We start from the raw sequence: 12,136 nt of genomic DNA on the forward strand, positions 1-12,136 counted from the left end.
ACAATAGATGTACTCTCCATTAGGGTGACAAGTTAAGGGGTGTTTTATTTTGTTAGTTCTCTCCAAGCTTTTAAAATTTTGGAGGTCCGTATGCCAGTTGACGTTTATGTTCTGTGCGTTTGTGCATTCTATCAATGATTTGCTTATCTTTTTCGGGAATTTCCTCACCCTTCAGATAGCTGTCAATCATATTGTAAGTTGTACCCATTTCATTTTCATCGGTTTGGCCTTCCCACAGTCCCGCACTTGGCGGCTTATTAATGATGCTGTCCGGTACTCCAAGCACTTTCGCCATTTCACGAACTTCGCCTTTGGTAAAATTCACAAGTGGAACCAGGTCTACTCCACCGTCTCCATATTTTGTAAAATAGCCTGTATGCCATTCTGCTGCATTATCTGTACCAACCACCAAATAACCATAGTTGTTGGCCACAGCATAAAGGGTCGTCATACGAAGGCGCGCACGCGTATTTGCATCACCAAGGCGGGATGTTTCTTCGTTCCATTCGCCTTTTTCCTTCAACTGTTTTTCCATTGCCGAAAATAAAACAGTATGTGTCTCAGAAAGATCAATCGTGGTATGGGAAATTCCACAGCTTTCGATGACCTCCAGTGCGTATTCCTGATCTTTCGGGTCACTTTTACAAGGCATAATAACTCCAAGGGAATCTTCAGGGAATGCTCTTTTAATTAGATGGGCGACAACAGCGGAATCGATTCCTCCACTGACTCCAACAATTGCTCCATTTAGTCCAGAATCTTTTACTTTTTCTTGTATCCATTGTACCAACTTGGCAATTTTTTCTTCCATTACGTATTCTTCCCTCCATTTAGCAATATTGATTATTGTATCAGATTGTTGTAATTCGTCAAAAATTGTTTGCGCAATTCCCAAGTAGAAATGAAGTAGGAAAGATTGGCAAAGCTGTTTGGCATCCTTTCATCGCCGACCGATTTGGAAAAATGGTTCCCTTCTCGTAATATATCCATTGGGAATGCCAGCGCCGTCCGAAACCACGGATGGTCTTTGCCCATTTCCATTAGATTGGAATGAAGTTGAAACAAGCTACCATTCCATTTTATAAAAGGAAGAATTCTGCTTGCATATTGAACAAAATCCCATTCCGCACTTCCAACTGAAAGCAAGTCATAATCAATTAAATACACTTTATTATCTGCAGCCCTAATAAAATTATGACTTGCCACATCACCGTGAAGAACGACTTCCTCTGTTTCCACATAGTCTTTCGCCAGCTTATTCAATGAAAGATGACTATAGTATACAATTTCACCAATTACATTAGGGTTAAACCACTTTGCTAAAAATGGGGCATGACTTTCGAAAATTCGAAGCCGGTTTTGCCATTTCGAAACCGTATTTTCATTTGGAAGATCAGGAAGGAGGTTTGGCAGGAGAGTTTTACTGTGCTGATGGAATTTCCGCAAAATAATCAGTCCATCTTCCCTGTCCTTTTCCTTTGCAAAACTAAACTTTCTCTTAGGGGCAATATACTTTAACAGTACCCAAACTAACCCTTGTTCAAATAGAAGAAATTGACCATCCGTAAACTTCTCGTACATAAGCCCCGTATGAAAACCGCTCTTATGTAAAAGTTGGCTAAAACGGATGATGGAGTCAAGATTACCTGGTTCCGTGTAGCCCTTTAAAATATACTGTCCTTCTTCTGTTTGAATTTTATAGAGATTATTTTTTATTTTACTGTAGGAATGGATGATTAGCCTTGTTTCCTGTGCGAGACGAAAGAAAAGACGATTTCGATTGAAATCGTCTCTAAAGATCGGATGATCAGTTTTCATCATCAATTTCTGGACCTTCAAAATCTGATCCTTCATTTCGCTCTTCATTGGAAACCCCGTATCCATAACCTTGAGGGTTATAATAGCCCGGAGCAATAGGATAGCCATAAGGTGCATAACCATAAGGAACATCATTTCGATAACCTTGAGGTGCTCCACAGCCACAATCTCCACCGGAGCTAGCTCCTGCGACTTGTTGCTGGTCACCGCCATCCATTTGTCCGAATCCAGAACCTGGAGCTGCCGGCCCCATCGGATAACATGGATAGCCTCCCATTGGTCCCATCGGCATTCCTTGTGGCATCATTTGCGGCATGCCCATTCCTTGCATTCCTGGCATCATTTGCGGCATACCCATTCCTTGCATCCCTGGCATCATCTGTGGCATGCCCATTCCTTGCATCCCATTTTGAGCCATTTGATCTTGAACACCCATTACGGCGCTCTCCATCTCTTCATTGCTCATGTTCGGCATTTGCCCCATTTGTTGCAGCTGTTGCATTTGCTGCATCATTTGTTGTTGCATTTGACCGTAATCGACATCAGGAGATTCTTCACCTTGTTGAACTCCCATTACTTGTGATCCTTGCATTCCTGGCATCATTTGTGGCATACCCATTCCTTGCATTCCTGGCATCATCTGTGGCATGCCCATTCCTTGCATTCCTGGCATCATCCCTGGCATACCCATTCCTTGCATTCCTGGCATCATCCCCGGCATGCCCATTCCTTGCATTCCTGGCATCATCCCTGGCATGCCCATTCCTGGACCACCCCAGCCTGGTCCCCATCCGTGGTGATGGTGATGGTGTTTAGGAGGACAAGGAGGAGGACATAAACCGCTTCCTGGCATTACAGGTGATACAGGATAGCACTCTTCCATTGCTGGTTGTTGCACACCCATCACTTGTTCCGGACTTTCAGGACTTTCCTCTTTTGGTTTTGGTATGTTCACAGGCATGTTTTCATTTGCCATGCCAAGATTCGGCATATTCACATTTGGCATCTTTATGTTAGGCATTTTCGCATTTGGCATTTTGATGTTTGGCATCTTCGGCATCTTTTCATTAGGCTGCTTGTGAGGAACATTAACCGTTAAATAATTATTTACGTCCACTTCAGGAAAATACGGCTTTAATTGCGGCATTTTCGGTTTATATGGAGTTTTTTGAGCTTCTTTTACCGGTTGCTCTTTAACCGCAGGTTTTTTCGGCATCTCCTTATAAGGATGCTGCGCTTTAGGCGCCTGTACTCCCATTACTTGCTTTGGTGCTTCTTTCGTCACACCCATCACTTGGCTTTCTTTCTTGACAGGTACCCCTGCCATCGGCACTTTTATTTTCATTCCAGGCATAATCATGTCAGGATTGCTTAGTTGTGAATTCGATTTCTTTAGTTCTTCGAAATTCACATTGTATTTCTGGGCAATCTTCCACAATGTATCCCCTTTTTGGACAATATGGATTTTCAAGGATTTTCCCTCCTTAGCAAAGTCTTTACAGTCTATGAGTTGTGTAGGCATTTTGCCACTATTCTTCAACTCAACTTATGCTTCAAAAGGGGAGTTTATGATAAAAAACATGGACACCGCAGGGGAAAAATAAATTTTTCCTGCGGTGCCCATTTTTAATATTATTTTACTATTAAGCGTGTTCAAGCATTTTGTTTAGTGCGGATATTGCTTGTTGTGCTACTTCTTGTTCCACTTGGATCCTATTGATGACTTCGCCGTTTTCGATGGATTCAAGTGCCCATAAAAGGTGGGGAAGGTCAATCCGGTTCATGGTAAGGCAAGGACACATATTTGGATTAAGCGAGACAATTTCCTTGTCGGGGTGTTGTTGAATGATTCTGTTGACCAAGTTCATCTCTGTCCCGATGGCCCACTGGCTGCCGGCGTCTGCCTTTTCAATTGTTTCGATGATATATTTTGTGCTTCCAGCGAGGTCACTTTTTTGCACCACTTCCCACGTACATTCCGGATGCACGAGAATGTTCATCTCGGGTTTATCCACTCTCAGTTGCTCGATATTGCCAAGCGTGAATTTTTCATGAACGGAACAATGCCCTTTCCAAAGAATCACTTTCACATTTGAAGGATCACCGTCGTATTCCAGTTCATCTGTTATCGGATTCCAAACTGCCATTTCCTCAAGCGGTATCCCTAAATCAAAGGCAGTGTTTCTGCCAAGGTGTTGGTCTGGCAAGAATAAGATTCTTTCTTTTTGCGTGAATGCCCATTCTACCATCTTATGAGCATTGGAAGAAGTAACGGTGGCCCCTCCCCTTTTTCCACAAAAGGCTTTAATGGCTGCGGTGGAATTCACATAAGTTAACGGTAGCATCGTGTCTCCAAAAACCTTTTCAAGTTTTTCCCATGCACGCTCGGTTTGATGGATATCTGCCATATCCGCCATCGAACAGCCTGCTCTCATATCCGGCAATACTACCACTTGACTTTCATTAGTCAAAATATCTGCCGTCTCGGCCATAAAATGCACGCCGCAAAAAACGATATAGCTTGCTGTCGTCTCCGCTGCTGCCTGTGCGAGCTGCAAGGAATCCCCTGTCGCATCCGCAAATTCAATGACTTCATCTTTTTGATAATGATGCCCGGGAATAAACAGATCATCACCAAGCTTCTCTTTTATCTCTCTCACTCTTGCTCTCATTTCATCTGTTGTCATATCACGATATTTGGAAGGCAACAGCCCGTTATCTTTTTTCACCATGTCTAGTATATTCATCCTGTTAAACTCCTTTCGCTCCAACGTTAAAGCTGATATCTAGTGATTTTGCTGAGTGGGTAAGCAGCCCAAGCGAAATATAATCAACACCAGTGTCCCGGTAGGTGGCTATATTGGTAAGGTTGATGCCTCCCGAAGCCTCTGTAATAATATGTTTTGGTACATGTTGAATGTAGTCTTTTGTTTCATCTGGTGTCCGGTTATCAAACATAATGACGTCTGCACCCGCCTCGACAGCTTCCTGCACTTGAGACAACGATTCCGTTTCCACCTCGATTTTGACCATATGTCCGACTTTTTCCCGCACACGTTGCACGGCGTTTGTGATGCTCCCCGCAAACTCGATATGATTATCCTTAATCATCACACCATCATACAATCCAAAACGGTGATTATACCCACCCCCGCATGTGACAGCGTATTTTTCCAACATCCTTAATCCCGGAGTTGTTTTTCTTGTATCACAGATTTTTGTATGATTGCTATCAAGCACTGAAACGGCAGAAGCAGTCAGCGTGGCAATTCCGCTCATGCGCTGAATCAAATTCAGGGTCACTCTTTCGGCACCAAGTAACGCCCGCATTTTCCCATCTGCTCTTGCAATGACTTCCCCTTTTTCGAGCCTGTCACCATCTTTTTTGAAAAGAGTCACATGGACGTCTGGATCCAGTAAACGCATTGCCTCCTGCACAATCTGTTCCCCTACAAAAATACCGTTTTCTTTTGCTATAAAAGTCCCTGAACCTCTTTCTTTTTCATCAAAGAGCGCCTCAGAAGTTAAATCCTTTTCACCAATATCCTCTTTATAAAAATGACGCAGCATCTCTTGCAGCATGATTGTATTCATCTAGTTCTTTCTCCTTTCCCAATGTGCTTCCTTCCTTTTGAACATGCAAAATCCGGACCTGTCGCCAAGATTCTTTTGCTATAGGAAAATCAGAACGAAAATGAGCTCCGCGACTTTCCTTTCGTTGCAAGGCCGCTTCTGTAATCAGATAGCATAATTGAAGCATGTGAATGGTTTCTATTTCTTCGATTCCAAATATATCTGTAAGATGAGTTATCGCTTTGCAGTAAGGCTGGTAGAGCTCAAGCCAATTTTTTAACTCTAATAACCCTTCCTCATGACGCACAATTCCTGCATGCTTCATCATCATGTGTTGAATTTCTTCTTTTGATGGAAGTGGCACAGCCCGTTGTTGAAGCAAATCCATATCCAATTGCTCGGGGGGCTGTTTGTGCCAAAGCAAATGATGGCTTAAGATTTTTTCTTTTAAAAGATGATCCGCCAGAGCCTTTGAAAAAACGATGGTCTCAAGCAATGAGTTGCTTGCTAACCGATTTGCCCCATGCACCCCATTGCAGGCAGCTTCTCCAACAGCGTACAACCCTTTTAGCGATGTTTCTCCATGAACGTTTGTATAAATGCCGCCCATATAAAAGTGAGCCCCCGGCACAACCGGAATCAGATTGGCCTTCAAGTCGACACCGTGCTTTGTACATAGCTTAGTGATTGCAGGAAATCTTTTTTCAAATTGCTCCACCTTGGAGATATTAAGATAAACCTTTTCGCCATTGTCGAGTTCTTGAAAGATTGCCCGTGACACAACATCTCTTGGTGCCAGATCTTTCATTGGATGTACATATTCCATAAACCTTTGAGCTTTCCCGTTTTGAAGAAATGCCCCTTCCCCACGAACGGCTTCAGAAACAAGCCCGACCGCTTTACCATTTACAGAAAGCATTGTTGGGTGAAATTGCATGAATTCTAAATCTGTTAGTGTCGCTCCAGCCTGATACGCAAGCGACAACGCCATGCCTGTAATGCTTTCGTTATTGGAGGTATAAGGATAGAGAGACCCCGCCCCACCTGTAGCCAAAATCACTTTAGAAGCAAAATAGTTTGTCCGTTCTCCATTAGAATTGAGGGTTTGCACGCCACAACAATGGTCGTTTTGGACATGCAATTTGATAACGGTTTCATGTTCCACCATGAGAACTTTTTTTGACAGCCTCGATTGAAGCCATTCCATCAATTCCTTGCCTGTTTGATCTCCACCGGCATGTAGAATTCTTCGTTTGGAATGGGCACCTTCCATGCCAAGTGAGTATTCACCAAGACCGTCCCGATCAAATTGCATCCCATTTTGAATCAAAGCTTGCAGCTCGCCTGGTCCACATTTTGTAAGCAATTCCACCGCATCTTCCTCGTTGTGATAACACCCGGCTGAAAGCGTGTCTTCATAATGCAATTGCCAAGAATCTGTATGTTCGATGGCACAAGCAACTCCTCCTTGTGCAAGAAAAGAATTATTATCATTTTTGCTAGACTTTGTGAAAATAATCACATTCATATGTTCACTTAAATAATTTGCAGTCAACAAAGCGGATAGTCCACTTCCGACTACAATGACATCTCGCTGTATACTAGACACAAAAAAACCTCCTGTGTATATAAGTGTCTTGACACCTATATTTACATATTTCTATACTAATGACAAGAGATTTTTTACAAGAACGAGAGTTTGCTAGTTTTAGCAGTCTATTTAGGGGAAGGAGTATTCAAACATGATATATCTCGATTACGCAGCTACTACCCCAATGAGCAATGAAGCCTTGGAGGCCTACCAGCATGTGGCACGCAATTATTATGGAAACAGCAGCAGTTTACACGACACCGGCACCACAGCATCTGATTTGTTAGAAACCTGCCGTGGCGAGCTTGCACGGATTATTTCAGGAAAAAAGGAAGGAATTTTTTTTACAAGCGGCGGAAGTGAAGCAAACTTACTGGCCATACGCACACTTTTGAAAGGATGCGGACATACAGGAAAACACATCATCACAACCGCAACAGAGCATGCGTCCATTCATACACTATGCAAGACATTAGAGAAAGAAGGCTATGAGGTCACCTGGTTGCCCGTGGACTCCAATGGAATCATTGCACTTTCACAATTAAAAGCAGCATTACGGGAGGACACTTGTCTTGTATCCATCCACCATGCCAATTCCGAAACGGGAATCTTGCAGCCGCTTGAAGCGATAGGCGCACTCCTAAAGGAGAAAAATATCCACTTTCATAGCGATTGTGTCCAGACATTTGGTAAAATACCAATAGACGTGGAGAAGCTCCACCTTACAAGCCTTTCAATATCCTCCCATAAAATTTATGGACCAAAGGGTGTCGGAGCGCTATATATCGACCCAAAAGCAAATTGGAAATCCATTTATGAAGGAGCAAGTCACGAAAAAGGCATGCGTCCCGGTACAGTAGATGTCCCAGGAATCGCTTCTTTCCTGACTGCTGCCCAACAAATGGAGTCCTCCATGCATGATATAAAAGAAAAGTTTGAAACGATGCGCATCCATTTTCTGAGACTGATTCAGCAATCTTGGCTTCCAATTGAAGTGGAAGGAGAACAGGTTCAGGGACTGCCACATATTCTCGGCTTGAGACTATCCGGTGTCGAAGGACAGCACGTGATGCTGGAATGCAACCGAAAAGGTATTGCTATTTCTACAGGAAGCGCCTGTCAAATGGGATCCCAATCCCCTTCCAGGACAATGATTGCCACCGGAAAAACACCGGATGAAGCACGAGAATTCATTCGCATATCATTTGGAAAACACACCACCCTCAGAGATCTTGACCTTGCTGTAGAGGCTCTAAAGGAAATTATAGAAGAATGGATGAAAAGGAGCGGCTAAACTTATGACGCAAGAAAAGAAAGTACTAGGAGAAGAACGCAGAAACCTCCTTTTGCACTGGCTGCAAACCGAAGATAAACCATTAACCGGCGGAGAGCTGGCAGGACGAACCAATGTAAGCAGACAAGTCATCGTCCAGGACATCTCCCTCTTAAAGGCAAAAAACGAACCGATTCTTGCAACAAGTCAAGGCTACGTTTACATGAAGCCGTTCGGCGAACAGGTAAAAAAAGAGCGAATCATCGTGTCCTTCCATGAGCCACACCGGACGAAGGAAGAACTGTATATTCTCGTGGATCACGGCGTGACAGTGAAAGACGTAAGGATCGAGCACCCTGTCTATGGCGATTTACATGCCTCTGTCATGGTGTCCAGCCGCGCGGAGGTGGACGCTTTTATTCGCAAAATAAAGCAAACTAATGCATCATACTTGTCGCAGTTGACCGATGGTACGCATTTGCATACGATTGAGGCGGATTCTGAGGAGAAGCTTGATGCAGCATGTGCGGCGTTGAAAGAAGCTGGGATGGTTGTGGAGTAGGGTAGTGGTTTCGGAAGTTTGTTGAGACCAGTTCTCTACTACCGTTTGGAGGAGTGCGGGGGGGGGGTTCAGGCGTTGAGACCTCCTCTCTGTTACCGTTTGGCGAAGGGAGGGGTGAATTTGGGCTTAGAGACGGCCTCTCTGCTACCGTTTGGCGATGGACGAAAGATTTTCTGGCTTAGAGACACCCTCTCTGTTACCGTTTGGCGAAGAACGAGGGGAGTTCGGGCTTAGAGAGAGCTTTTCTGTTACCGTTTTACGGAGGACGAGGCGGTTTCGGGCTTAGAGTCAAGTTTAGAGTCAAGTCTATTAGACTTTTCAGCAATCTTCCACATCGCTTCGGGCGTATAGAGCCCTTCTATTAGACTTTTCAACAACCTTCCACTCCGCTTCGGGCGTATAGAACGCCTCTATTAGACTTTTCAACAATCTTCCACATCGCTTCGGGCGTATAGAGCCCTTCTATTAGACTTTTCAACAACCTTCCGCTCCACTTCGGGCGTATAGAACTCCCTTCTCACCCAAAAGACAAAAAACCCACCCAAAGATGTCCTTTACTTCTGCACCCCTGGACAGGTTACCTCAACATAACACTACCTCAGCAAATAACTATTATATCTCCCCAACACTTTCACCGAACATCCCAATGCCTCAAGCTCCTCAATTGCCGGCGGGATCAACGGATGTTCCACTTCCTCATTAATATCAATAATGAAAAAATAATTACCTAAACCCGTTTTCATTGGGCGGGATTCGATTTTCGACAGGTTCAGTTTTCTCCATGCAAATACGGATAAAACTTGATGAAGGGCACCGGATTGGTCAGTGGGAAGCGACACCATCAGGGTAGTCTTTTCACCAACATTATCGTAAACCTCGTTATGTAGCATCACCGTTTCATCACGATGCAGAATAATAAATTTGGTGTGATTGTTGTCATAGTCGTGGATATTTTCCTGCAACACACTTAAGTTATATTCTTTAGCAGCAAGCGAATTTGCAATGCAGGCTGCCTTTTGGGAAAGTCTGTGGTCTGAAATCAGTTTTGCGGCAGCTGCAGTGGAAGAAGTGGTTTCATAAACTGCGTTTGGATATTTCTTATGTAAAAATTTATGGCATTGGGCGATCGCATGGGAATGGGAATAGATCACTTCCAGCTCTCCGCCATTTTTTATATGATCAGGATGTACTAATAAATGCTGGCTGATTGGAATGGTCAGCTCCCCCACTATTGGCAAGGGACAATCGTGAATAAGGTAATCAAGCGTCACATTTACTGACCCCTCAATTGCGTTTTCAAGCGGGACGACCGCCATGTCGACTTTTCCCTCTAACACTGCATCCATGCATTCAGGAATGGTAGAAAATGCCTTTTTAAAAGACTCTGGAAAAAATTTTGTTACCGCCATGTCGGTAAAAGTTGCTTTCGGTCCTAAAAATCCAATTCTTGTCATGCTCTCTACTCCCCTATCTCCTCTATGCTTCCTTAGGGTTCCACTTGTTCTAAAACTTAAGCGCCTGTCCCTAAGATCTCTACTTTATCTACAAATTCTAATCGCTTCAGCATCGAAAGTAAAGCGTTGATATCCCCTTTTAGCCCAGACATATCAAGCGAAAGGGTCACGTTTGCCTTCCCTTGCAACGGGATAGTCTGGTGAATGGTCAACACGTTGCAGCCGACCGTTGCAACTGTTGCAAGAAGTTGTGATAACGCTCCTGTTTGATCTTCCAGGTGAAAAAATAAAGTCATGATTTTTTCTTTTACCATCGTGTGAAACGGAAAAACGGTATCGCGATATTTGTAAAAGGCACTGCGGCTGAGGTCTACCTTTTGAACAGCTTCCGCAATAGAATCCACTTTCCCGCGTGCAAGCATTTCTTTTACTTCAATCGACTTTTTCATCGCTTCTGGCAGGACATCCTCCCGCACTAAAAAGAACTTCTCCTCTAACATCGGATTTCTCTCCTTTTTTTCGTATATGTAAAGAAGAGAGGATAAAATGAATTATCCCCTCCGGCCAATCTATTCAACAAATTCGAATTCGTATTTCAGTAGACGAACGATGTCGCCGTCTCTTGCACCGCGTTCGCGCAATGCCTCATCTACACCCAAACCACGTAGTTGACGCGCAAAACGCTTGATGGATTCTTCATGGTTGAAGTTAGTCATGATAAACAGTTTTTCAAGTTTTTCACCTGAAAGAACAAATGCACCGTCTGGATCACGTGAAATCATGAATGGAAGTTCTTCTTTCTCATGCGTGTAAACAACACGTTGCTCGATTGCTTCCTCTTCATACAATGGATATTCTGGTGCTGTTTCAAGCTCGTCTGCCACTGCATATAAAAGATCACGAAGACCGCTGCGAGTTAGAGCAGAGATTGGGAACACCTTTACATCATCGCCAAGCTGCTGCTTGAATACTTCAAGGTTTTCCTCGGCATCAGGCATGTCCATTTTGTTTGCTACAACAAGTTGTGCACGCTCTGTCAGACGCATGTTGTATTCTTTCAACTCTTCGTTGATGGTCTTGTAATCCTCATAAGGATCGCGGCCTTCTAATCCGCCCATATCCACAACATGGATGATGACCCTTGTACGCTCGATGTGACGAAGGAATTGATGTCCCAGTCCCACACCTTCATGCGCACCTTGAATTAGACCTGGCAGATCGGCCATGACAAAGCTGCGGCCGTCTTCAGTTTCTACTACTCCAAGGTTAGGTACGATAGTCGTGAAATGGTATTCCGCGATTTTTGGTTTTGCTGCAGAAACAACGGAAAGAAGTGTTGATTTCCCTACACTTGGGAATCCTACAAGTCCTACATCCGCAAGCACTTTCAACTCAAGCACAACATAGCGCTCTTGACCTGGTTCCCCGTTCTCCGCAACTTCCGGAGCCGGGTTTCGCGGTGTTGCAAAACGTGAGTTACCGCGACCTCCGCGGCCACCTTTTGCTACAACATATTGTTGGCCGTGCTCAGTTAAGTCAGCCAATGTTTCTTTCGTATCGTCGTCCATGACAACAGTTCCCGGTGGAACCTTGACAATCATGGCTTCAGAGTTTCTTCCGTGCTGGTTTTTGGACATTCCGTGTTCTCCACGTGTCGCTTTAAAGTGACGTTTGTAACGGAAATCCATCAGTGTGCGCAAGCCTTCTTCTACTTGAAGAATAACGTCCGCTCCTTTTCCGCCATCACCGCCGGCTGGTCCACCATCCGGTACATATTTTTCACGACGAAAGGCAACCATTCCGTTCCCGCCGTCGCCACCTTTTACATAAATCTTGACCTGATCGACAAACATTGATTATTCACT

At 44.1% G+C, this 12,136-nt stretch carries 11 protein-coding genes; 2 read left to right on the plus strand and 9 right to left on the minus strand.

The window, feature by feature from the left end; all coding sequences use genetic code 11:
* Positions 1 to 70 precede the first annotated feature (70 nt).
* From nadE to nadB, 6 genes are all read right to left on the minus strand, one after another.
* Positions 71 to 811, minus strand: a complete 741-nt coding sequence (nadE, locus tag K7887_RS15540; protein ID WP_088018981.1) for an NAD(+) synthase — start codon at positions 809 to 811, stop codon at positions 71 to 73.
* Between the two features lie 32 nt (positions 812 to 843).
* Positions 844 to 1,866, minus strand: coding sequence for a phosphotransferase (locus tag K7887_RS15545; RefSeq protein WP_223490377.1), 1,023 nt, complete (start codon positions 1,864 to 1,866; stop codon positions 844 to 846).
* Positions 1,808 to 3,289, minus strand: a complete 1,482-nt coding sequence (safA, locus tag K7887_RS15550) for a SafA/ExsA family spore coat assembly protein (protein ID WP_223490378.1) — start codon at positions 3,287 to 3,289, stop codon at positions 1,808 to 1,810. The genes K7887_RS15545 and safA overlap by 59 nt, the downstream gene beginning before the upstream one ends.
* 172 nt (positions 3,290 to 3,461) lie before the next feature.
* Entirely contained in the window at positions 3,462 to 4,565 is a 1,104-nt protein-coding gene (nadA, locus tag K7887_RS15555) for a quinolinate synthase NadA (protein ID WP_223490380.1), read from the minus strand.
* Positions 4,566 to 4,569: 4 nt separating this feature from the next.
* A complete protein-coding gene (gene nadC / locus K7887_RS15560) occupies positions 4,570 to 5,412 on the minus strand; it encodes a carboxylating nicotinate-nucleotide diphosphorylase (RefSeq protein ID WP_223490382.1) in 843 nt (280 codons plus the stop codon).
* A complete protein-coding gene (gene nadB / locus K7887_RS15565; RefSeq protein WP_223490383.1) occupies positions 5,369 to 7,000 on the minus strand; it encodes an L-aspartate oxidase in 1,632 nt (543 codons plus the stop codon). The genes nadC and nadB overlap by 44 nt, the downstream gene beginning before the upstream one ends.
* A 133-nt stretch (positions 7,001 to 7,133) precedes the next feature.
* Here nadB and K7887_RS15570 point away from each other — a divergent pair, with 133 nt between their 5' ends.
* Both K7887_RS15570 and K7887_RS15575 read left to right on the plus strand, forming a co-directional pair.
* Complete coding sequence (locus tag K7887_RS15570; protein WP_223490385.1) at positions 7,134 to 8,276, plus strand: IscS subfamily cysteine desulfurase; 1,143 nt, start codon at positions 7,134 to 7,136, stop codon at positions 8,274 to 8,276.
* 4 nt (positions 8,277 to 8,280) lie between these two features.
* Positions 8,281 to 8,817, plus strand: a complete 537-nt coding sequence (locus K7887_RS15575; RefSeq protein WP_223490387.1) for a transcription repressor NadR — start codon at positions 8,281 to 8,283, stop codon at positions 8,815 to 8,817.
* A gap of 593 nt (positions 8,818 to 9,410) precedes the next feature.
* Here the strand turns inward: K7887_RS15575 and pheA are convergent.
* The 3 genes from pheA to obgE all read right to left on the minus strand — a co-directional run bounded on the left by pheA (position 9,411) and on the right by obgE (position 12,124).
* Positions 9,411 to 10,271 (minus strand): prephenate dehydratase, encoded by an 861-nt coding sequence (gene pheA / locus K7887_RS15580; protein ID WP_223490389.1) that lies wholly within the window; start codon positions 10,269 to 10,271, stop codon positions 9,411 to 9,413.
* 56 nt (positions 10,272 to 10,327) lie between these two features.
* Positions 10,328 to 10,771, minus strand: coding sequence for an ACT domain-containing protein (locus tag K7887_RS15585; RefSeq protein WP_010195933.1), 444 nt, complete (start codon positions 10,769 to 10,771; stop codon positions 10,328 to 10,330).
* Positions 10,772 to 10,840: 69 nt separating this feature from the next.
* Positions 10,841 to 12,124, minus strand: a complete 1,284-nt coding sequence (gene obgE / locus K7887_RS15590; protein ID WP_223490391.1) for a GTPase ObgE — start codon at positions 12,122 to 12,124, stop codon at positions 10,841 to 10,843.
* Positions 12,125 to 12,136: the final 12 nt, after the last annotated feature.

Source organism: Sutcliffiella horikoshii, from assembly GCF_019931755.1.
In the GTDB taxonomy this organism is placed as follows: domain Bacteria; phylum Bacillota; class Bacilli; order Bacillales; family Bacillaceae_I; genus Sutcliffiella_A; species Sutcliffiella_A horikoshii_E.

What these genes read in the sequence shown, in the direction of transcription:
- nadE (WP_088018981.1), bottom strand. Translation starts at nt 811, where the DNA reads ATGGAAGAAAAAATTGCCAAGTTGGTACAATGGATACAAGAAAAAGTA.
- K7887_RS15545 (WP_223490377.1), bottom strand. Translation starts at nt 1,866, where the DNA reads ATGAAGAGCGAAATGAAGGATCAGATTTTGAAGGTCCAGAAATTGATG.
- nadA (WP_223490380.1), bottom strand. Translation starts at nt 4,565, where the DNA reads ATGAATATACTAGACATGGTGAAAAAAGATAACGGGCTGTTGCCTTCC.
- nadC (WP_223490382.1), bottom strand. Translation starts at nt 5,412, where the DNA reads ATGAATACAATCATGCTGCAAGAGATGCTGCGTCATTTTTATAAAGAG.
- K7887_RS15570 (WP_223490385.1), top strand. Translation starts at nt 7,134, where the DNA reads ATGATATATCTCGATTACGCAGCTACTACCCCAATGAGCAATGAAGCC.
- K7887_RS15575 (WP_223490387.1), top strand. Translation starts at nt 8,281, where the DNA reads ATGACGCAAGAAAAGAAAGTACTAGGAGAAGAACGCAGAAACCTCCTT.
- pheA (WP_223490389.1), bottom strand. Translation starts at nt 10,271, where the DNA reads ATGACAAGAATTGGATTTTTAGGACCGAAAGCAACTTTTACCGACATG.
- K7887_RS15585 (WP_010195933.1), bottom strand. Translation starts at nt 10,771, where the DNA reads ATGTTAGAGGAGAAGTTCTTTTTAGTGCGGGAGGATGTCCTGCCAGAA.
- obgE (WP_223490391.1), bottom strand. Translation starts at nt 12,124, where the DNA reads ATGTTTGTCGATCAGGTCAAGATTTATGTAAAAGGTGGCGACGGCGGG.